The 21,335-nt window shown below is 63.3% G+C and carries 15 protein-coding genes, 2 rRNA genes and 2 pseudogenes (1 of these 19 cut by a window edge); 8 read left to right on the top strand and 11 right to left on the bottom strand.

The window, feature by feature from the left end; translation table 11 throughout:
• The 3 genes and pseudogenes from LPB260_RS02645 to LPB260_RS02635 form a co-directional block, all read left to right on the top strand.
• Positions 1 to 1,734, top strand: a 23S ribosomal RNA gene (locus tag LPB260_RS02645); it begins 1,157 nt to the left of the window's first position.
• A 140-nt stretch (positions 1,735 to 1,874) separates the two neighbouring features.
• A 5S ribosomal RNA gene (rrf, locus tag LPB260_RS02640) occupies positions 1,875 to 1,990 on the top strand.
• 137 nt (positions 1,991 to 2,127) lie between these two features.
• A pseudogene (locus LPB260_RS02635) lies at positions 2,128 to 2,226 on the top strand (bifunctional biotin--[acetyl-CoA-carboxylase] synthetase/biotin operon repressor); the annotation flags it as partial.
• A 92-nt stretch (positions 2,227 to 2,318) separates the two neighbouring features.
• Here LPB260_RS02635 and queD read toward each other — a convergent pair.
• The 3 genes from queD to LPB260_RS02620 form a co-directional block, all read right to left on the bottom strand.
• Positions 2,319 to 2,675, bottom strand: a complete 357-nt coding sequence (gene queD, locus LPB260_RS02630) for a 6-carboxytetrahydropterin synthase QueD (protein ID WP_208707096.1) — start codon at positions 2,673 to 2,675, stop codon at positions 2,319 to 2,321.
• A 141-nt stretch (positions 2,676 to 2,816) separates the two neighbouring features.
• On the bottom strand, positions 2,817 to 3,962 hold the full coding sequence (locus LPB260_RS02625) for a catalase family protein (RefSeq protein ID WP_208707095.1): 1,146 nt from the start codon (positions 3,960 to 3,962) through the stop codon (positions 2,817 to 2,819).
• A gap of 44 nt (positions 3,963 to 4,006) precedes the next feature.
• Positions 4,007 to 5,923, bottom strand: a complete 1,917-nt coding sequence (locus LPB260_RS02620; RefSeq protein WP_208707094.1) for a di-heme-cytochrome C peroxidase — start codon at positions 5,921 to 5,923, stop codon at positions 4,007 to 4,009.
• Positions 5,924 to 6,207: 284 nt separating this feature from the next.
• Here LPB260_RS02620 and LPB260_RS02615 point away from each other — a divergent pair, with 284 nt between their 5' ends.
• Positions 6,208 to 6,675: a DUF3429 domain-containing protein gene (locus LPB260_RS02615; RefSeq protein ID WP_208707093.1), complete on the top strand. Its 468-nt coding sequence runs from the start codon at positions 6,208 to 6,210 to the stop codon at positions 6,673 to 6,675.
• A gap of 30 nt (positions 6,676 to 6,705) precedes the next feature.
• Here the strand turns inward: LPB260_RS02615 and LPB260_RS02610 are convergent, their stop codons facing one another.
• From LPB260_RS02610 to LPB260_RS29260, 3 genes and pseudogenes are all read right to left on the bottom strand, one after another.
• Complete coding sequence (locus LPB260_RS02610; protein WP_208707092.1) at positions 6,706 to 7,320, bottom strand: hypothetical protein; 615 nt, start codon at positions 7,318 to 7,320, stop codon at positions 6,706 to 6,708.
• Between the two features lie 7 nt (positions 7,321 to 7,327).
• On the bottom strand, positions 7,328 to 8,062 hold the full coding sequence (locus tag LPB260_RS29265) for a methyl-accepting chemotaxis protein (RefSeq protein ID WP_371926157.1): 735 nt from the start codon (positions 8,060 to 8,062) through the stop codon (positions 7,328 to 7,330).
• Positions 8,063 to 8,185: 123 nt separating this feature from the next.
• Positions 8,186 to 8,872 (bottom strand): annotated as a pseudogene (locus tag LPB260_RS29260) (cache domain-containing protein); the annotation flags it as partial.
• A gap of 417 nt (positions 8,873 to 9,289) precedes the next feature.
• Here LPB260_RS29260 and LPB260_RS02600 point away from each other — a divergent pair.
• A complete protein-coding gene (locus tag LPB260_RS02600) occupies positions 9,290 to 10,120 on the top strand; it encodes an undecaprenyl-diphosphate phosphatase (RefSeq protein ID WP_208707090.1) in 831 nt (276 codons plus the stop codon).
• Positions 10,121 to 10,129: 9 nt separating this feature from the next.
• Here the strand turns inward: LPB260_RS02600 and LPB260_RS02595 are convergent, their stop codons facing one another.
• The 3 genes from LPB260_RS02595 to LPB260_RS02585 all read right to left on the bottom strand — a co-directional run bounded on the left by LPB260_RS02595 (position 10,130) and on the right by LPB260_RS02585 (position 12,387).
• Entirely contained in the window at positions 10,130 to 10,483 is a 354-nt protein-coding gene (locus tag LPB260_RS02595) for an MmcQ/YjbR family DNA-binding protein (protein ID WP_208707089.1), read from the bottom strand.
• 162 nt (positions 10,484 to 10,645) lie between these two features.
• On the bottom strand, positions 10,646 to 11,455 hold the full coding sequence (nadE, locus tag LPB260_RS02590; protein WP_208707088.1) for an ammonia-dependent NAD(+) synthetase: 810 nt from the start codon (positions 11,453 to 11,455) through the stop codon (positions 10,646 to 10,648).
• Between the two features lie 197 nt (positions 11,456 to 11,652).
• Complete coding sequence (locus LPB260_RS02585) at positions 11,653 to 12,387, bottom strand: phosphoadenylyl-sulfate reductase (RefSeq protein ID WP_208707087.1); 735 nt, start codon at positions 12,385 to 12,387, stop codon at positions 11,653 to 11,655.
• A 256-nt stretch (positions 12,388 to 12,643) separates the two neighbouring features.
• On the opposite strand from LPB260_RS02585, the gene thrH reads away from it, so the two are divergent.
• Complete coding sequence (gene thrH, locus LPB260_RS02580; protein ID WP_208707086.1) at positions 12,644 to 13,261, top strand: bifunctional phosphoserine phosphatase/homoserine phosphotransferase ThrH; 618 nt, start codon at positions 12,644 to 12,646, stop codon at positions 13,259 to 13,261.
• 43 nt (positions 13,262 to 13,304) lie between these two features.
• Here thrH and pabB read toward each other — a convergent pair whose 3' ends face one another.
• Entirely contained in the window at positions 13,305 to 14,654 is a 1,350-nt protein-coding gene (gene pabB, locus LPB260_RS02575; RefSeq protein WP_208707085.1) for an aminodeoxychorismate synthase component I, read from the bottom strand.
• 166 nt (positions 14,655 to 14,820) lie between these two features.
• On the opposite strand from pabB, the gene LPB260_RS02570 reads away from it, so the two are divergent.
• The gene (locus tag LPB260_RS02570; RefSeq protein WP_208707084.1) at positions 14,821 to 17,535 is read left to right on the top strand and encodes a LuxR C-terminal-related transcriptional regulator; all 2,715 of its coding nucleotides are present in this window, start codon (positions 14,821 to 14,823) and stop codon (positions 17,533 to 17,535) included.
• Positions 17,532 to 20,252 carry a LuxR C-terminal-related transcriptional regulator gene (locus LPB260_RS02565; protein WP_208707083.1) on the top strand — a complete coding sequence of 907 codons (2,721 nt, stop codon included), beginning with the start codon at positions 17,532 to 17,534 and terminating at the stop codon, positions 20,250 to 20,252. Before LPB260_RS02570 ends, LPB260_RS02565 begins: the two co-directional genes overlap by 4 nt.
• 93 nt (positions 20,253 to 20,345) lie before the next feature.
• Here LPB260_RS02565 and LPB260_RS02560 read toward each other — a convergent pair whose 3' ends face one another.
• Positions 20,346 to 21,332: an alpha-L-glutamate ligase-like protein gene (locus LPB260_RS02560; RefSeq protein WP_208707082.1), complete on the bottom strand. Its 987-nt coding sequence runs from the start codon at positions 21,330 to 21,332 to the stop codon at positions 20,346 to 20,348.
• Positions 21,333 to 21,335 lie beyond the last annotated feature (3 nt).

Below are 21,335 nucleotides of genomic sequence, written 5' to 3'. Positions count from 1 at the left end.
CATCTTAGGATGAGCGGTAGAGGAGCGTTCTGTAAGCCTGTGAAGGTGAGTTGAGAAGCTTGCTGGAGGTATCAGAAGTGCGAATGCTGACATGAGTAACGACAATGCGAGTGAAAAACTCGCACGCCGAAAGACCAAGGTTTCCTGCGCAACGTTAATCGACGCAGGGTGAGTCGGCCCCTAAGGCGAGGCAGAAATGCGTAGTCGATGGGAAACGGGTTAATATTCCCGTACTTCTAGTTACTGCGATGGAGGGACGGAGAAGGCTAGGCCAGCACGGCGTTGGTTGTCCGTGTTTAAGGTGGTAGGCAGAGTGCTTAGGTAAATCCGGGCGCTTAATGCCGAGAGCTGATGACGAGCGTTCTTTTAGAATGCGAAGTGGTTGATGCCATGCTTCCAGGAAAAGCTTCTAAGCTTCAGGTAACTAGGAACCGTACCCCAAACCGACACAGGTGGTTAGGTAGAGAATACCAAGGCGCTTGAGAGAACTCGGGTGAAGGAACTAGGCAAAATGGCACCGTAACTTCGGGAGAAGGTGCGCCGGTGAGGGTGAAGCATTTACTGCGTAAGCTCATGCCGGTCGAAGATACCAGGCCGCTGCGACTGTTTATTAAAAACACAGCACTCTGCAAACACGAAAGTGGACGTATAGGGTGTGACGCCTGCCCGGTGCCGGAAGGTTAATTGATGGGGTTAGCGAAAGCGAAGCTCTTGATCGAAGCCCCGGTAAACGGCGGCCGTAACTATAACGGTCCTAAGGTAGCGAAATTCCTTGTCGGGTAAGTTCCGACCTGCACGAATGGCGTAACGATGGCGGCGCTGTCTCCACCCGAGACTCAGTGAAATTGAAATCGCTGTGAAGATGCAGTGTATCCGCGGCTAGACGGAAAGACCCCGTGAACCTTTACTATAGCTTTGCACTGGACTTTGAGTTTACTTGTGTAGGATAGGTGGGAGGCTTTGAAGCGTGGACGCCAGTTCGCGTGGAGCCATCCTTGAAATACCACCCTGGTAACCTTGAGGTTCTAACTCTGGTCCGTTATCCGGATCGAGGACAGTGTATGGTGGGTAGTTTGACTGGGGCGGTCTCCTCCTAAAGAGTAACGGAGGAGTACGAAGGTGCGCTCAGACCGGTCGGAAATCGGTCGTAGAGTATAAAGGCAAAAGCGCGCTTGACTGCGAGACAGACACGTCGAGCAGGTACGAAAGTAGGTCTTAGTGATCCGGTGGTTCTGTATGGAAGGGCCATCGCTCAACGGATAAAAGGTACTCCGGGGATAACAGGCTGATACCGCCCAAGAGTTCATATCGACGGCGGTGTTTGGCACCTCGATGTCGGCTCATCACATCCTGGGGCTGAAGCCGGTCCCAAGGGTATGGCTGTTCGCCATTTAAAGTGGTACGCGAGCTGGGTTTAGAACGTCGTGAGACAGTTCGGTCCCTATCTGCCGTGGACGTTTGAGATTTGAGAGGGGCTGCTCCTAGTACGAGAGGACCGGAGTGGACGAACCTCTGGTGTTCCGGTTGTCACGCCAGTGGCATTGCCGGGTAGCTATGTTCGGAAAAGATAACCGCTGAAAGCATCTAAGCGGGAAACTTGCCTCAAGATGAGATCTCACTGGAGCCTCGAGCTCCCTAAAGGGCCGTCGAAGACTACGACGTTGATAGGTGGGGTGTGTAAGCGCTGTGAGGCGTTGAGCTAACCCATACTAATTGCCCGTGAGGCTTGACCATATAACACCCAAACAATTTGCTGTTTGTGTGCCAGACGGTTGAAGTCGACAACAAACCGAAAATTTGCCAGAACACGCAATACCAGACATCACATACCCAATTCGGGGAAGCGCCTTAACCGCGACTCCCCAGCTGAATTGCTTGACGACCATAGAGCGTTGGAACCACCTGATCCCATCCCGAACTCAGTAGTGAAACGATGCATCGCCGATGGTAGTGTGGGGTTTCCCCATGTGAGAGTAGGTCATCGTCAAGCACCTATCCCAAACCCCCGACACGCGAAAGCGGGTCGGGGGTTTGCTTTTGCGCGCTGGAAAACGCCTCTTTACGTTTGTAGGCAAGTGGCAGGGGCATCGTTATCATGCGTGCCTTATTGCTCCGAGGGGAGGCAGCATGCTGCCATTACTAAGGCTTCTCCAAGATGGCCGCTTCCATTCCGGCGAGGCGCTCGGGGCGGCGCTGGGCATCAGCCGCGCCGCAGTCTGGAAGCAATCTTGATTTCATGCCCGGGCTGGACGCAATGTGTAGATCATTGACGCCCATAAAGAAGCCACCCCGAGGGGTGGCTTCTTTATGGACTGAATTCAGTCGCCGCGGTACTCGCAACCACTGGTACAGGTTTCGTGGATGCGGATGCGGGACAGTTCCGGCAGGAGCGGCTTGAGTTGCTGCCAGAGCCATTTGGCGATGACTTCGCTGGTGGGGTTTTCCAGGCCGGGAATATCGTTGAGGTAGTTGTGATCCAGTTGCTCGTAGAGCGGCTTGAAGATCTCCTTGATCTCTGCGAAGTCGCGGATCCAGCCGGTATAGGGGTCGACCTCGCCTTCGATGTAGACGGCGACGCGAAAGGAGTGGCCGTGCAACCGCCCACACTTGTGTCCAGCGGGGACGTGGGGTAGGCGGTGAGCGGCCTCGAAAACAAACTCTTTGAACAGTTCCACTACTGCATGTCTCTCTAGGATGCGCGGCTGCAAGCTCCGCTCTGATAAAGGCTGATCTTACCAGCTAGGCCTGTGCTTTACCCAATGCTGCGGGCAGCGGGATGCTCGCCTAAGGCCGTAGGTGTCAGCCGCGGTGGAAATTTAGTTGTTCGGCGTCTCGCCGTTTCTTTCGTGGCGATAGACGCTTACGGCTTCATACACGGCCTTCCTCAGGCGGTTGAGGCCGCCAATCGGCCGGTGCTCGGGAAGCGAGTGCCAGGGGTTGAAGGACAGGTTGTCGCAAAAACGGTTCTGCTCTGTGCTATCGAAATCCTGGGCGGGCACCTGGATGTTGGCGACGGTTTCATAGGGCGATACGGCTTCATCCCACTCGACGCTCGGATCTTCGATCGGCATGTAGTAAGAAGGGTTCTGTCGCTGGACCTGCAGGGCGAAGCAGGCGGGTACGCGGTCCAGTGAAAGCTGTTGGTAAAGCGCGCTGCGCAGGAAGTTGGGCAGGTCGGTGTTGGGCTCCGGCAGGCGATACTGCGGACAGTTCTCTGGAGCAGGTATGACGCGATACTTGATGTTGTGGGGGCCAAGCTTGAACGGGGCGATGGAATTATAGGTGGTCGCGACCGGGCTCTGCGGCGCGGGTGCCAGGGTCTTCAGTGCAATGATGAGATGGCGTATTTCCCAGGTGCGCGGATCCCAGCTGGGGAAGAAGGCCAGGGCTTTCTTGCCATCAGCCTGGGCGGCGAAGTTGCTGCGGTATTCGGCCACGTCGCGGACGAAGAATACCGGATGGTTGAACATCACGAAGTCCTGTTCGTCATCATGCCTAGCGCCCTCCATTAGCTTCTCGCCGGGTACGCCCAGAAGCTTGATGGCCATGCCGCGGGCATCGCGAGTACGGTCGAACTGCGGATAGGCATTGCCATTGGACAGGCGCATCCAGGCCTGCCAGCTTTTCCCCGGCTCGCTAAGCACGCCATGGCGCAGGCTTGGATCTAGATCGCTAAGCACGGTCACTTCGGCCTTAACGCAGCCATGGGCTTTGGCGTGGGCGTCGCGCAGTACCCGGGTGTTGTCGCGGTGCTGTTCGACAATGCGTATGGCATCTTCGATGATGGCTTGGGTGAGGGCTGCTTCACCGGGCGGTATCTGCTCCTCGCTGGATACCGGACCGGAGTGCTTCTCCTTGTAATAAAGCGTGCCAGCCGCCCAGCCGCCCAGACCGAGGGCCAGCAGCAGGAGCAGCATTCTGCCTAACTGGCGTCCGAGCCAGAGCCAGGTTTGTTTCAGCATGGATTGTTTCCCTTATCCGTCGTGGTCATGTCTGGTGGCCAGGCTCAAGTGTGCTCCGACTGGCCTTTGCGCGCGGGCGAGCTGTCTGAGGGCTGGCATTCGGGCCCCGGACTCCAGGGTTTGGCCTTGATGGGCTGCAGCTGTTTTTCGAGCTCGGTGTTACCCAGAACCTTGAGGTACTCGATCAGCGCCAGGCGCTCTTCGGGCTGCAGGGCGCGCCCGATCACTCCGCCCTGGCGGCAGCCATCGCGGAATTCGTGGCCGCGGTTGCTGTTGCCGGTGATGCGGGTGTCGTAAAGAAAACCGCCTGGAAACTCCTGGCTGGCGAAACCGACCTTTTGTGGGTCGAACTCGAAGCTGCCGACCCAGAACTGCGCCTGCCGCTCCGTCAGCGGCGAGAGCAACTGGAACAGCGTGGGTACCGATCCGTTGTGCAGGAAGGGCGGGGTGGCCCAGATGCCGTCCAGCGGGCGGGCCTTGTAGCCGCGCTTTTCCTGGACGCCGATCGGTAGGCCGAAGCCGTCCATGCGCCAGCGCTCCCTGGGCTGTATCCCCGCGTCTTGGTAGGCGCGGTTCGCCACATACGCGGTGATGTAGGCCAGCCCCTTGGCGCTGGAGATGTTCTTGAAGTCCACGGCATCCAGGGTGGCACCGAACAGGCGAACGTCCAGCTTGCCCAGCTGCTCTTTGGACCAACCCAGTCGACTGATATCGAAACGGTGGTCGGCAATGTTGTCAGCCGCGGTAGGGTCAGTGCCGACTATCTCGATGGGCACGACGCGCATGTGCCATTCCGGGTCGCGTGCTGGGGCAAAGCGTTTGTCTCGGGGCTTGGGGTTCGGGGCGTGGCAATAGGCGCAGTTCTCCTGGAAAAGAGCCCGGCCCTGGCTCGCCAGCGGACGGTCGATCGGACCGAAGACGGCTTCGGGCCAGGCTGGCGGCTGTAACTCTTGCAGGGTTTCCTCTAGGGTGTACAGATCGCGCAGACGCACGCTGGAGGCATAGCGTTCGTCTTCTGTAACGGACTGTCCGCGGTCGTCGAGCAGGTGCAGGGTCGCCCCGACGCCAAGGGCTTCGCCGATATTGCGTGCCATCGGCTGCATGGCCGAACCGTTCCACTGCACCCAGTCGAACTTCCAGATATCCCAGACATGGGGATAGCTCACCGGCGCGTTGGCGATGCGATAGTTGGCCGGATCGATCGCGTCGCCAAATACGCTGTTTGCGATGCGTCCGAAGGCATCGGTGCGGCCGAAGCCTTCCTCGGTCGGATAGAGTCCGCGATGCCAGTCGTTGTAGGCGGTATCGAGCAGGCGATCGAGCACGTCCTTGAAGTCGCGGCGCAGCTGATCACGCCCTTCAGGGTATTGCTCGCCGAGGACCTCCTTGGCGAAGCGTCTGAACTTGAGGGGGTTGTAGTAGGTGAACGCCATGCTCATGCCGAGGGCCTGGCCGAATCCGCCGCCTTTGAGTGTGGGTACGGTCGAGGCGAGCGAATGCAGGGCCGGCCCACCGTCGATGCGCACGGCTTCGCCCTGATAGCGCAGCTCGCCGGTGTGGCAGGCCGCGCAACTGATGTCCAGGTACTGGATGCCGTTCGCGCTGTCTTCATGGCGAGCGAAACCGACCGGGAGGTTCGCCGGATTGCGTTCACTGGCGCTCTGATTGGGGTCGACCAGAAAGCCGAAGCGTGCGAGGTAATCTGGGGTGGCGAACTTGCGCGTGCTCAGGGGCAGTTCGAGGGCGCCGAACCAGTCGTAGCGCAAACCCTTAACTCGGGTGCCCTGGGGGGTGTAATAGTAGGTCTGGCGTTGTTCTTCGCTCCACTGGTCCAGATAGTGGAGGCGTGTCGGCTCCTGATAGACGGGCAGGTTGGGATTGGCAATGAAATACAGGCCGATGCCGAGGCCAAGACCCAGCAACAGCAGGAGACTCACTAGGGCGCGACGGAGCGTTCGCATCGGGCACTTCCTTGTCGATATTGGCCTGACTTTATGCCAAGTGCGCCGGTTAATGGCAAGCGGCCATGAGTTCTCCCGGGATTCTGCCCTCTGCCAACCTGGGGGAAAATGCTCCTGCACATGCTGGCGTCTGGCGTTGCGCCCGCTGCGATGGAGCTGGGTCTGATGGGGCTCCGGGGACGACTGCGGAAGCGCCGGCCGGAGCTGAGCGATTCGAGTCCCGCTGGTTTGCAGGGGAGACCAATGTCTGGCTACCCTGAGCGCACATCTGACAGGAGTTCGCGATGCATCCCTTCGAAGCCAAGCATCCCCAGCAACTGGCCATGCACCTCGGCTACGCCGGCCTGATTCCTTTCGTTAGCGGGGCTCTGGGCATCTGGATCACCCCGTTTGCCTGGCGCCCCTATGTCATGTCTGCGCTGCTGGACTACGCGGCGGTAATCCTGGCATTCATGGGGGCGATTCATTGGGGGCTGGCGATGCGCGCCGAGGCGAGCGATGAGCGCGCCAAGCTGCAGCTCGGCCTGTCGGTGATCCCGCCGATGCTGGGATGGGTCGCGATAGCCAGCGGCCTGCCTTTTGGCTTCGCCCTGCCGGTGTTTCTGCTGGCCTTCGTGCTGCTCTACTTTGCCGACTTGCGCGCAGTCAAGCTGGGCTTGGCGCCCAAGTGGTATCCGGCCTTGCGGCGGCCCTTGACCATAGTGGTGACGATCAGCCTGCTGCTGGCCTGGATCAGTCTGCTGCGCCTGTAGTCAAAAACGCTGAGCTGGCCGGGCCACGACCTAGCAGACCAGGCTGTCGGCCTGGCGATAGAGCATCAGCAGTTTGCGGGTGATGGTCTGCTGGATGTCATCGCGCTCGAAGGTGGACAGGCGGCTGAGGCGACTGATCTGCAGGCGATGCAGGTGGATGTAGGGCATTTGCTGATCGAACTCGCGCAAGTCGCCTTTCATCATGATCGGCAGGAACAGGTCGCCCATCTTCTTCTGATTGCTGATGATCTGCGCCAGGGCCGGCTTGAACGGCATGGTCTTGGGGGCCGGCCCGCCTTCCTTGATCTGGGTGGCCAGGAGCAGGCCGGGCTTGCCCAGCAAGGCACCGGGCAGCACGCAGAGGCCGGTCTTGCGCACGGCCAGTGACTCGATGCCGTGCAGGGTGTCATGGAAGGCGTAGGGGTTGGGCAGCACCACCATCTTACGGCCTAGGTCGCTGGGAAAGTGCAGGTCGTAGTTGGTATAGAGCTGGCGCACGGACTCCGAGTACACGCACAGGCGGTTCTCGAACAGTTTGATGAAACGCTCGGCGAGCTCCCGCCGAGCGATGCTGTCCAGATCCCAGATCAGGTCCTGGTTCTGCGGCCTGCTGAGGTCGACTTCCTGATGCTCCATGCCGCTCATGTTTGCCTCATACGCGAAACTGCCTCAAGAGTCCGTTGAGCTGCTCGGCCATCTGCACCAGGCGCTGTCCAGCCTCGCTGGACTGCTCGGCCGCATGGGCATTGTCATGTGCCAACCCCGCCACCTGGGTGACGTTCTGGTTGATGTCTTCGACCACCTGCGATTGTTGCAGTGTGGCGCTGGCGATGGAAGCATTCAAGCCGGTCAGGTTGCGCAATGACTGGGCGATCAGGGCCAGGCTCTCGCCGGCCTGGCTGGCCTGCTCGACGGTCAGCTGAGAGGCTTGACTGCTCTCGTTGATGACCTTCACCGCGGCCTCGGAGTTGCCCTGCAGGCGCTCGATCATGCCCTGAATCTCGGCGGTCGATTGTTGTGTGCGCTGCGCGAGCAAACGCACCTCGTCGGCCACCACGGCAAAGCCGCGACCCTGTTCTCCGGCGCGGGCCGCTTCGATGGCGGCGTTGAGGGCGAGCAGGTTGGTCTGTTCGGCGATCGAGCGAATCACCTCCAGGACGCTACCGATCTGCGTGCTTTCCTCGGCCAGGGCGTGCATCACGGCCACCGCCTGGTCGATGGTGGCGGACAGCTGGCTGATCTGGCGCAAGCTGGCGTCGATATTCTGTTGACCTTGCAGGGCCTGCTCTTCGGCGCTACGTACCTCGCTGGAGGCGTGTTCGGCGTTCTTCGCCACATCCTGCACGCCGTAGGTCACCTGGCTGACCGCTGTTGCCACCAGCTCCATTTGCTGCGATTGCTGCTGGCTGTGTTGTTGCGCGTTCTCGGCAATCCCGCCGAGCGAACGGGCGGCCTGATCGAGGGTGCCGGCGGACTCGAGCGATTGGCGAATCACCTGGCGAACCTTGCCGGTGAAGGCGTTGAAGTGTCCGGCCAGCGCCGCCAGCTCGTCGCGCCCGGCGGTATCCAGGGTGCGGGTCAGATCGCCTTCGCCGCTGGCGATATTGGCCATGGCCTCCACCGCGTCGCGTAGCGGCCGGGCGATGCTGCGTGCGATGAGCATCACCAGCGCGGCCATCAGCAGGGTGATGATCAGGCCCACCCCTAGTGCGCCCAGCGCCTGGGTCCTGAACTCGGCCTCGACATCATCGACGTATACGCCGGAGCCGATGATCCAGCCCCACGGCTGGAACAATTCGACGTAGGAGACTTTGGGGACCGGCTCGCTCGAGCCCGGTTTCGGCCAGCGGTAGTCAACTTGGCCGGCGCCTTCGGCCTTGCTGATGCGCACCATTTCGTTGAACAGGGCCTTGCCGTCCGGATCCTTGAAGCCCGAAAGGTTCTGTCCTTCCAGCTTGGGATTGGTCGGGTGCATGATCATGGTCGGCGTCTGGTCGTTGATCCAGAAGTACTCCTGGCCTGCATAGCGCAGGCCGCGGATCATATCCATCGCCTGTTGCTGGGCCTGCTCACGGCTCAGGGCGCCGCTGCTTTCCAGCCCCTGGTAGTGGCGGAGGATGCCCATTGCGCCCTGCACCACATGCTTGGTCTTCTCGCCTTTGGCGGCATACAGGCCGCTGTGCAGTTGCTGCAGCATCAATCCGCCCTGAACGCACAGCATGACGATGGCGACGGCCGAGATCAGCCACAGGCGGCGGCTGATGGGCAGGTTTCGGAGGCTATTCATCGTAAGGGGCTCCCTGTTGTTGTAATTGAAATCGGGGAGTGGGATTGCACCACTAGGTTATATGGCCAGCTCGGCTGACAGAATTATTTCAGGCTCGCCTTGGCGGGGCCAGATTAGCTGCGCAAGACTTTGCACAGATACGGCGATAGTGCCGCTTTCTCTGATAGCATTTCGGCCCTCGCGCGGAAAACCTAAGTTATCTGAGGTTTATTGGCAACGCGTGGGAACCTCACGGCGAAACATGGGTCCCAGACCCGTTCTCTAGCACTCGATTACTTCAATGACATGTTATTTGCGCGGCCGCTGCCGTGCGCCCCGGGAGTTTTGATGGAACTGTGGTTGGCCGTACAGGCCTTGATTCTAGGTATTGTCGAAGGTATTACCGAGTTCCTGCCGATTTCCAGTACGGGTCACCAGATCATAGTCGCGGATCTCATCGACTTTTCCGGTGAGCGAGAGATGGCGTTCAATATCATCATCCAATTGGGCGCCATTCTTGCCGTGGTCTGGGAGTACCGGCAGAAACTCTTCGATGTTGTGCTGGGGCTGCCGAAAGAGCGCGTGGCCCAGCGCTTCACCGGCAACCTGCTGATCGCCTTCATTCCCGCGGTGCTGCTGGGGGTGACCTTTGCCGACCTGATCCACGAGTTTCTGTTCAACCCGATCACGGTCGCCAGCGCGCTGGTGGTAGGGGGTGTGGCCATGCTCTGGGCCGAACAACGGACCCATCAGGTGCTGGCCGAAAGGGTCGATGACATGAGCTGGCAGCAGGCGCTGAAGATCGGTTGCGCCCAGTGCCTGGCGATGATCCCGGGGACCTCCCGCTCCGGCGCCACCATCATCGGCGGGCTGCTGTTCGGCCTGTCGCGCAAGGCGGCGACCGAGTTCTCGTTCTTTCTGGCGATACCCACCATGGTCGGTGCCGCGGTGTACTCCGGCTACAAGTATCGCGAGCTGTTCCTGCCGGCCGATCTGCCGGTGTTCGCCATCGGCTTCGTCACCTCGTTCATCTTTGCCATGATCGCCGTGCGTGCGCTGTTGCGCTTCATCGGCAATCACGGCTATACCGCTTTCGCCTGGTATCGGATTGTGTTCGGCCTGCTGATCCTGGCCACCTGGCAGATAGGCCTGATCGACTGGAGCACCGCCGCAGGCTGAGCCTCGGCCTCAGTCGTCCAGCAGCAGGCCGACCTGCCGGCATTTGGGTAGCCGGCGCACCACCAGCTGGTGGGCGCGAGTCAGCAGCTGGCACAGCTCGGCGTCGCCCAGGGGCAGGTGCGTGCAGCTCATGCTGATCCAGTGGGCCCTTGCCAGGTAGGGCGCCGGGCGGATGCCGGGTCGGTCGACATAGCCAAGGAACAGGTCGCTGTCGACTTTGCAGGCCAGATCGTGGCCGAGGAAGTTCAGTACCGCGAACATCTTGTTGCCGGCCACGGAAAACACCTGGTTGTTGCCCCATTTGAAGTCTTCGCGTGCGCCGGGCAGCTGCAGGCAATAGCGGGCTATTTCTTCCTGGGTCATGGCGCCTCACGCAGTGGCCGGATCTTCAGCAACGCTAGCAGGTCGCCGCAGTGGCGGCGATCAGATGCAAGCCTGCGCTGTTCGAGCGCTCGCATGACGGAGGAAGCGGCGGATTGCCGGTCCAGCCGCATCGCGCATTGCCTGCCGCCGCGAGCGAGTCGATCAGGGGGTATAGGGCAGGCTGCGCTTGTGCTCGGTCCTGCGGTAGGTCTGGATGATGCGCTCTTCGGCCTCTTTCGCCACGGCGCGCCCGAGCAGGAAGTCATCGATCTGTTCATAGGTGCAACCATAGGCCTTTTCGTCCGGCTTGCCGGGCTCGAGCTCCTCCAGATCGGCGGTGGGCGTCTTGTACACCAGTGCCTCCGGTGCGCCCAGTAGCGTGGCGATCTGTCGGACCTGCCCCTTGACCAGGCCGGTCAGAGGGGCCAGGTCGCAGGCACCGTCGCCGAACTTGGTGAAGAAGCCCATGACCGCTTCGGCCGCATGATCGGTGCCGACTACCAGGCCGTTGTTGTAGTTGGCCAGGGCATACTGCGCCACCATGCGCGCGCGCGCCTTGATGTTGCCTTTGACGAAGTCGTTCCTGGCGGCGTTGTCTGCCGGTTGCAGGGCCGACATCAAGCCGTCGACGCAGGCAGCGATGTTGACCGTTTCGATGCGATCAGGATTGATCACGCGCAGCGACCACTGGGCATCGGCCTCATCCTGCTGGTCACGGTAGGGCAAGCGTACGGCGATGAATTCCGCCTGCCGGCCTTCGGCACGCAGTTCGGCGGCCGCCTTCTGACAGAGCAGCCCGGCCGTCAGGGAGTCCACGCCGCCGCTGATGCCCAGCACCAGGGTGCTGCAGCCGGATTGTCCGAGCCGCTCCTTGATGAATGCCAGACGCCGCTGCACTTCGCTGGCGAGCTCCGCCGGGGTGTCGAGTGCGCGCACGCCCAGAGCGTTGCCGATGGATTGCTGCAGGTTCATGCCAAGAGCTCCTTGTTCGTCGATTTGCCAAGCCGTGTCGTCAGGCCGAGGAATGGGGGGATTGTTGCAGGGGCTGCGGTTCGCTCACAACGCCCGTCGGCGTCACTGTCGGTCGCCCAACGAAAAATGCCCCGATCGGCCGATAGGGGCATTATGCATGGCTCGACTGCAGAGTTCTGGGCCAGGCTTCGCCGCGGTTATTGCTTGGCGATCAGGTTGCCGGCGTGCAGGCCGCACTCCTTCTGCGTGGCTTCTTCCCACCACCAGCGCCCCTCGCGTTCGTGCTGGTTGGGCAGGACCGGGCGGGTGCAGGGCTCGCAGCCGATGCTGATGAAGCCGCGCTCGTGCAGGCTGTTGTAGGGCAGCTCGAGCATGCGGATATAGGCCCAGATGTCCTCGCTGCTCATCTGCGCCAGGGGATTGAACTTGTACAGCGGCTTGTCGGCAGTGGAAAAGGCCCCATCGATCTCCACCGCGGCGACCTGGCTACGGGTGCCGGGGCTCTGGTCACGGCGCTGGCCGGTGGCCCAGGCCTTCACCGTGGCCAGCTTCTTGCGCAGCGGAGCGATCTTGCGGATGCCGCAGCACTCTTCGTGGCCGTCCTTGTAGAAGCTGAACAGGCCCTTGGCCTTGACCATGGCTTCGAGTGCCGTGGCGTCGGGCGACAGCACCTCGATGGCGATGCCGTAGTGTTCGCGTACCTGGTCGATGAAACGATAGGTCTCCGGGTGCAAGCGGCCGGTATCGAGGCTGAAGACCTTGACCTGTTTATTGAGCTTCCAGGCCATGTCCACCAGTACCACGTCTTCGGCACCGCTGAAGGAAATCCACAGCTCATCGCCGAAATGCTCGAAAGCGAGTTTGAGAATGTCCTGGGGCGACTTGTTTGCATAGGTCGCGGCCAGTTCGGCTACATCGAAGGGATGGCTCATCGGGCTAGATTCCTGGTTATGGTCGCTTGCAGGGGCATGGACAACCGGCCGGGTGTGGCGATAAAGCCTGCCGCTCGCCAGGGCTGCCCGCGCCCGCTGGCGCGCTGTGCCGGGGATGGTAGCAAAAAGGCTTTATGCGGCTAAATAATCAAATCCCATGTCGACCAAGGTGTTTGGGTATAAGGGCCCGCGTTGCGCGGCTTTGGGCGAGCCGCTAGAGTGCCGCCTTCATTCAGGCCCAAGCTAGGAGTGTCCCATGGAAATCGCTTGTCTCGACCTGGAAGGCGTATTGGTTCCGGAAATCTGGATCGCCTTCGCGGAAAAAACCGGTATCGATGCGCTGAAGGCGACCACCCGGGACATTCCCGACTATGACGTGCTGATGCAGCAGCGTCTGCGCATCCTCGACGAGCATGGCCTGAAGCTGGCCGACATCCAGGAGGTGATCGCCACCCTCAAGCCGCTGGACGGTGCGGTGGAGTTCGTCGACTGGTTGCGCGAGCGCTTTCAGGTGGTGATCCTCTCCGACACCTTCTACGAATTCTCCCAGCCGCTGATGCGCCAGTTGGGCTTTCCGACCCTGCTGTGCCACAAGCTGATCACCGACGACAGTGGCCGAGTGGTGAACTATCAGCTGCGCCAGAGGGACCCCAAGCGCCAGTCGGTAATCGCCTTCAAGAGCCTGTACTACCGGGTGATCGCCGCGGGCGATTCGTACAACGACACCACCATGCTCAGCGAGGCCCATGCCGGCATCCTGTTCCATGCGCCGGACAACGTGATCCGCGAGTTCCCGCAGTTTCCGGCGGTGCACAGCTACGAAGACCTCAAGCATGAGTTCCTCAAGGCGTCCACTCGCTCATTGAGCCTGTAGTCGCGACGTGAGAAAGAACGAGGCCCGCTGTCGCGGGCCTTTCTTATGAGTCGCAGAACTGCTCCAGGGTCTGCAGAAGCACCTTCACCTTGGTGATCGACTCCTGATACTCCGCCTGCCAGGCCGAGTCCGCGACTATCCCGCCACCGCCCCAGCAGCTGATCTGCCCGTCCTTGGCCAGCAGGCTGCGGATGGCGATCGAACTGTCCATCTCGCCGCGCACATCCAGATAGAGCAACGAGCCGCAATAGAGCGCGCGCCGGGTCGGCTCCAGCTCGTCGATGATCTGCATGGCGCGAATCTTCGGGGCGCCGGTGATCGAGCCGCCGGGGAAGCTGCCGGCGATCAGGTCCAGGGCGTCCTTGCCGGCGGCCAGCTCGCCGGTCACCGCGCTGACCAGGTGGTGGACGTTGGGATAGCTCTCGAGGGCGAACAGCTCCGGGACCCGCACCGAGCCGGTGCGGCAACTGCGGCCCAGGTCGTTGCGCAGAAGGTCGACGATCATCAGGTTTTCGGCGCGATCCTTCAGGCTGGTCATCAGCGCGTGGGCCTGGGCGGCGTCCTGCTGTGGGTCCGCCTCGCGCGGCCGCGTGCCCTTGATGGGGCGGGTCTCGACGAGGCCCTGGCTGACCCGCATGAAGCGTTCCGGCGACAGGCTGATGATCGCCCCGTCCGGCAGGCTCTGGTAGCCGGCGAAGGGCGTCGGGCAGGCGCTGCGCAGAGCCTGGTAGGCAGCCCAGGGATCACCCTGGTAATGGCTGCGAAAACGCTGGGCGAAGTTTACCTGGTAGCAGTCGCCGGCCTGGATATAGGCCTGGATGCGCTCGATGGCCTGGCGATACCCGGCTTCGTCGAGATCGGCCTCGAAGGCGCCGAGCAGGGTGAAGGAGGGTGGCGGGTCGGTGGCAACCCTCTCGAACAGGGTAATCAGACGCTCGCGCTCTTCGCTCGCCAGGCGCGGATGAAACAGCAGCTGACTGGTCCCCAGCTGGTGATCGCTGATCAGCGCCCAGGCATACAGGCCGAAGCGCGCATCGCTCAGCCCGAGGTCGTCGACCGCCTGCGCTGGCAGTTTTTCCAGGCGCCGACCGAAGTCGTAGCCCAGGTAGCCGATCAGTCCGCCGGCAAACGGCAGGGGGCGGTCGCCGGGCGGCTCTGCCGGGCCGAGGGCGCTCAGGCCGTCGCGCAGGCGCTGCAGAAAAGCCTCGCCCGCTTCGTCGGGCGCGGGAACGAACTCCGCCATGGGCCAGGCGCTGATCAGGTCGTAGCGTCCGCGCTGCGCCGCCGGGCGCCCGGCGTCCAGCAGGACCGCTCCCGGGGCCTGGCGTACGGCAGCGAAAAACTCGGCAGGGTCGGCGCGATAGGGCAGAGGGTGAACGAGACAAGTAGACATTCGAGGTATTCGGACGAGCGCGGACGCCGATTGTAGAACGCCGTCACCATTCATCCTAGGGTTTGCGCGTAGGTTTGCGCGGCGGGCAGCGGCTGATTAGTATGACCGGCCGGAAAATAATGCTGCACGATAGTGCCAGTTCGTAACCAGTCAGGGGATCGAGGCCATGGATGAGACGTTGGGTCCTGCCGCCGGGAGCCCGCTGCACTGGAAGTTCGGCCCGCCCGAGGCGTCCATCGAAGCACTGCCCAGGCCGCGGATCGAGGCGGCGCTGTCGACCCAGCCCCATGCGCGCGTGCTGCTGTTCTCCGCGCCGGCCGGTTTCGGCAAGACCTGGACCCTCAGCGCCCTGGCGCAGCAGAAGGCGTCTGCCGGCTACGCGGTGGCCTGGCTGTCACTGGATGCCGATGACGACGAGCCGGCGCGCTTCTTCCTGCACTTGATCGAGGCGCTTGAAAGCCTGGTCCCGGGCCTCGGCCTGGCAGCCCGTGGCTACCTGCAGAACACCATGGGGGTGCCCGTCGCCGCGGTGACGGAGACGCTGCTGGCGGACCTGGCGCAGGTGCAGGCGCCGCTTCTGCTGGTCCTCGACGACCTGCACCTGATTCAGAATACCGAGCTGCTGGCGGCGCTGGAGCGCTTGATCCGTTATGCACCCGCGGGCTTCGTCCTGGCCCTGGCCAGCCGCTCGCAACCGGCGCTGAAACTGGCCACCCTGCGCGCCAAGGGGCTGCTGCTGGAGATCGGCGAGGGCGAGTTGCGCTTGAGCCAGGCCGAGACCGGCGACTATCTGGCGCGCCATGGCCTGCAGCTGGAAGCCCCGGCATTGGCGGCGCTGTACCGCCACACCGAAGGCTGGGTGGTGGGCGTGCACCTGGCCAGCCTCTGGTTGCGTCAGCAACCCCAGGCCTGGCAACAGCTGGCCGACCTGGGAACGAGTCCAGCGACCGTCGGCGATTACCTGCTGCGCACTGTGTTCGAGCAGTTGCCGGCCGATCAGCAGCAGCTGCTGGAGGCCTTGGGGATCGCCCAGCAGCTGTGTGGCGACCTGGCCAATACCCTGGCCGGCCGGCAGGATGGCCAGCAAATGCTGGAGGCGTTGGAAGCCATGCAGTTGTTCCTGCTGCCGCTCGATCGCCAGCGGCACTGGTACCGCTTCCATAACCTGTTCGCCGAGTTCCTGCGCCGGCGCCTGCAGGGGCGCGACCCCGAGCGATTCAAGCAGCTGCATTTCAAGGCCAGCCTGTGGTTTGCCACGCACCGCATGCAGAATCTGGCGATCGAGCACGCCTGCCTGGCCGAAGACCCACGGATGCTCGCCGCCCTGGTCGACGGCTGTGGTCTGGAGCTGATCAATCGCGGTCAACTGCACTTGATCTACAAGTGGCGCCAGCATGTGCCGGACGAGATTGCCCAGGACTATCCGATGCTGGTGCTGGCCGACGTCTGGAGCCGTGCGGCGGAGCTGGATCTGGCCGAGGCCAACCGTATGCTCGACGAGCAGTTGCACCGTTGGCGGATGGCCGAGGCGGCGGCCGACCTCGAGGACAGCGTGCTGGCGACCCTGACGATCAAAGCGCTTATCGCCCTGCAGAAGGACGATCTGCCCGGCTGCGTCGCCCTCGCGCGCAGGGTCGAGCTGCAGCTGGGGGGGCACACCGCGTTTCTCGAGATGGCCATGCTGATCGTCGGTGCCCTGGCCAACGTGGTGCTCGGGGAGGGCGAGTCGGCGCGACGCCTGCTGGCGCTGGCGCAGCAGCGCAATCACTTTTTGGAGGGGCACTACCTGGGCATGCAGCTGGCCAATGTGGAGGTGTTGCTGTGCCTGCAGCAGGGGCAGATCAAACGGGCCGGGCAGCTGTTCGCGCAATTGCGCGCACGCACCGCGCCATGCTTCGCCACGAATGCCCGCGCCCTGGCGTTGCCGACCATCAGCGGGGCGTTGATCGACTACCATCAGGGCCGCCTCGAGGGTGTCGAGGAGCGCCTGCGCTGGGCCCTGGCCACGGTCGATGTGATCAACCCGGTCGACCTGTATGCCCAGGGCATGCTGTGCCTGGCTCAGGTCCAGCGTGCCCTGGGCAAGCCGAAAGAAGCCCGGGCCACCTTGCTGCGCATGCAGCAACTGGCCGCCGGCAACCGCGCATGGCGCTTCCAGGCCCAGGCGCTCGGCGACGAGGTGACGCAGCTGCTCCAGGAGCCGGGCGCCGAGCGGCTCACGCGCGCCGAGCAGCGCCTCAACGACGTCGACTGGCCCGGTCTGGCCGGGCACTACCGGCACCTGGCCTGCAATCCAGTGCTCTGGGTTCGGGGGCTGACGCGCATCCGCCTGCTGCAGGCGCGCGATCATCATAGCGAGGCGCTGCACGAGATTGCCCAGCTGCGCGGACCGCTGCAGGACGACTGGCATGGGCTACAGCGCTTGCGCCTGGACCTTCTGGCGGCGCTCAGCCACCAGCACCTGGGCTATCAGGAGCGCGCGCAGAGCCTGCTGGTGCAGTGTCTGTCGCGCGCGGAACACGACGCACTGCGCAGCCTGTTCATCGAGGAGGGGGCTCCGGTTCGTCGGCTCTTGTCGCAGCTCGAGGCGGGCGAGCGCTATCCGGCCCTGCAGGCGTTCATTCGCTCGATTCTGGCGATCTGGCCGGGTCAGGACGCCCTGCAGGCCGAGGTGCCGCTGGCCGAAGGCTTGACCGAGCGCGAGGCCGAAGTGATCCAACTGGCGGCACAGGGACTGGCCAACGACTCCATCGGCCAGCGCCTGGCGTTGGCCCTGGGGACCGTCAAATGGCACCTGCACAACATCTACGAGAAGCTCGGGGTACGCAATCGGACCCAGGCGATCCGCCGCGCCCAGGAACTGGGATTGGTCGCGCCATGAGCCTCGAGGGCTTGTCGCTGCCGCCCTCCCTGTCGCTGCTGCGTACCAAGCTGGCGCCCGGCGTGGTCGGCGCTCGTCCGCAGCTGATACGCAGGGCGTTGCTCCAGCGGCTGATCGAGGCCCGTGAGCGGCGCCTGGTCATCCTCTGTGCGCCAGCGGGCTACGGCAAAAGCACCTTGCTCGGCCAGTTGCGCCAGCGCCTGCAGGCGTCCGGGGCGCGGGTGGCCTGGCTGTCCTGCGACGAGGCGGACAGCGAGCCGCTGCGCCTGCTGCACTATCTGCTCGCGGCCATCGACACACAGTTGCCGGGCTTCGGCGGCTCCATCCTGGAAGGCGCGCAGGGGGGGGCGAGTCAGCCGGCCCAAGCCTTGCTCGCTGCCTTCCTGAGCGAACTCAGGCAGGTCGAGGGTGAGCTGTACCTGATCCTCGATGACTTTCACAGTATCCGCCATCCCGCCCTCAGACCCCTGGTGCAGGGCCTGATCGAGGGGCTGCCGGCGCATGTCCGGCTGATCGCCGGCACGCGCTCCAGGCCGCGCTCAGGCGAAGGACGGCCATTACATGGCGACGATACAGCCTGGCTGCGCGCCGAGGACCTGCGTGTGAGCGCCGAGGAAACCGCGACCTATCTCCTCGAGCTCCAGCAACTGCGCCTGAGCAGTGAGCAGGTCGAGCGGCTGCACCGGCGGAGCGAGGGATGGATCGGTGCGCTGCAGTTGATCGCCCTGTCCCTGGCTCGGCACCCTGATCCCGCTGCTTTCATCGCGGAATTCTCCGGTAGCGAGCGTCATATCGCCGACTACCTCAACGAGGATGTACTGGCTCGGCTGGCGCCGGACCTGCGGCTGTTCCTCGAGCAGACGTCCGTGCTCGAGCAGTTCAGTGCCGATCTGTGCAATGCGCTCACCGGCCGGGAAGATGCCGGGGCAATCCTGCGACGGCTGCAGAACGAGCAACTGTTCATCACCGCCCTGGACGAGCAAGGCGAGTGGTTCAGCTACCATCAGCTGTTCGCCGAATGCCTGCGCGGGCGCCTGCTCAGGCGCGGCGATGGGCGGCGGTTGCAGCTGGCGGCCGCGCGCTGGTGCGAGCAGCGGAGCCTGCTGGACAGGGCGGTCAACTATGCCCTGGCTGCCGGTGAGTATGCCTTCGCCGCCGGATTGCTGGCGCGTCAGGGTGCGCGCCTGCTCGCCGACAACCAGCTCTACGGCATTCTCTCCAGCGTGGCGGCGTTGCCGGCGCAGGTGATTCGCGAGTACCCGGTGTTCCAGGTCTTCTACGCCTGGCAGCTGGCCTTCGAGCAGAAATACCTCGATGCCGAGGCGCTGATCGAGGACATCAGCGCGCGCCTGCTGCAGCAGGGGCAGGCGCTGCACGACAGGCCCCACGAGCTGCTCGCCGTGGCTCAGTTGATCAAGGCCCTGGTCCAGCTCTATCAGGACCGACTGCAGGACTGTCTCGCCATCAGTCGGCACTGGCTCGGTCGGGTGCCGCTCGATCAGCCGGAGATTCGCGCCAGCCTGGCGTGCGTGCAGGCGGCCGCTCACGCCCTGCTTGGTGACTACGGCGAGGCGTCGCGGTCGCTCGGCCTGGCACGCGAGAGCCTGCGGCGCACCGCTAGCGAGTACTTGCGTGTGGTGCTCAGACTGATCGAGGCGCTGCTGTGCAAGGAGCAGGCGCGCCTCGAGCGCGGGCGCACCCTGGCGGAGGTCGCTCGCGCCCGGGTCGAGCGGGCCTTCGGCAGGCACAGCCGGGTGGGGGGTGTGCTGGCCCTGGCCTATGCCGACCTGCTGTATGAGCAGGACCGGCACGCCGCGATCCTCGCCGAACTGCCCTTGGCCACCAGTCGCCGCGATCTCGCCACGCCGGTCGAGCTGGTCAGTCGCGGTCAGCTGGTGATGGTGCGCGCGCGCTTCTACGCCGGCGAGTGCGAGCCGGCCCTGGAACAGCTCGATGAGTGGCTGACGGGGCTGCAAGGGCCAGGCTACGAGCGGGTTTACGCGCAGGCCATGGGTTGTCGGGTGCAGTTTCTCCTGTGGTTGCGCCGTCCCCATGAGGCCGAGCGGATCTGCCTGCAGTTGCAGCGACAGCTGGCGGAGTTGCCGGTAGGGGGCAACGGCGATGCCGCCGTGACGCTGGTGCTGTGCCAGGCGCGACTGGCATTGGCCGAGCGTCGGGCGCCGCGCGCGCTGGCGCTGCTGGAGGCCTGCCTGGCCGTGCAGACGGCCGAGCACCAGCACGAACGGCGCTTGCGCCTGTCGTTGCTGCTCGCCGTGGCGTGCTGGCGCACGAATGGCGCCGAGAGGGCTTTCGCCTTGTTTCAGGCGACCCTGCAGGATGCCTGGCACAGGGGGTATCGGCGCCTGTTCCTGGATGATGCACTGTGGTTGCTGCCGCTCTGGGATGCCTGGTCGGCGAGCCAGGTGGGCGGTGCGGGGAGCTGGCAGGCGCTGGATCGGCAGCTGCGCGAGCAGTGCCGTCGACTGGCAGTCGATCCCCAAGCGTTGGACGACCATCAGCAGGTGAGCCCCAGGGAGCTGGATATCCTGCGCCTGGTCGCCGCCGGCCTGGCCAATCGCGATATCGCCCAGGCATTGCACCTGTCCGAAGCCACCATCAAGTGGCACCTGCACAAGCTGTTCGCCAAGCTGGGGGTGCGTAGCCGCACCCAGGCGGTGCTCAGGGGCAGGAGCAGCGGGCTGCTGGGCGAGGCTTGAGACCGCGTCTGCTCGCTGCAGCGCCGGCGAGTGTGGGATGGCGGCCAGGCAGAAAAAAGCCCGGCATCGGCCGGGCTGGTTCTACGCGTGCCGTCAGATTTCGGCGATCGGCGCGTGGCCGAACAGCTCCTGGGAGAAACGCATGCGTTCCTCGGGGCTCTCCTGGATGCCCTTGGCCTTGAGCTCGACCAGACGATCCTCGACCGCATGGGCGCGGTGGGTGAGGCCGCAGTCGTTGGCGATCTGGATGTTCAGGCCGGGGCGGGCGTTGAGTTCCAGAATCAGCGGGCCTTTCTCCTGGTCCAAGACCATGTCCACGCCGATGTAGCCCAGGCCGCAGAGTTCGTAGCAGCCGGCCGCCAGTTTCATGAAGCCGTTCCAGTTCGGCAGTTGCACGCCGTCCACCGCATTGGTGGTGTCCGGATGCTTGCTGATCTTGTTGTTCAGCCAGGTGCCGCGCAGGGTGACGCCCGTGGCCAGGTCCACACCCACGCCGATGGCGCCCTGGTGCAGGTTGGCCTTGCCGTTGGACTGGCGGGTCGGCAGGCGCAGCATGGCCATAACCGGATAGCCCATCAGGACGATGATGCGGATGTCCGGCACGCCTTCGTAGCTGATGCTCTTGAAGATCTGATCGGGAATCACCCGGTATTCGATCAGCGCCCGGTCACGATGGCCGCCGAGCGAATAGAGGCCGGTGAGGATGTTGGAGATCTGATGCTCGATCTCCTCGTGGCTGATGATCCGCCCGGAGACCGTCTTGTAACGCTCCTCGAAGCGGTCGGCGATCACCGTGATGCCGTCCCCGCCGGCGCCCTGCGCCGGCTTGATGACGAAGTCGTTGCGCCCGCCGATGATCTCCGGGAGCTTGTCGATCTCCTTCTCGGTGGAAATCACTCCGTACATCTGCGGCACGTGAATGCCGGCCTCGATGGCGCGTTCCTTGGTGATGATCTTGTCATCGACGATGGGGTAGAGGTGCCGTTTGTTGTACTTAAGCACGTAGTCCGCATTGCGCCGGTTGATGCCCATGATGCCTTTGGCTTCGAGGGCCTTCCAGGTTTTCCAGAGACCTAGCATGGC

Source organism: Pseudomonas sp. LPB0260, assembly GCF_013388395.1.
This window is presented reverse-complemented; position numbering and strand designations above follow the sequence as displayed.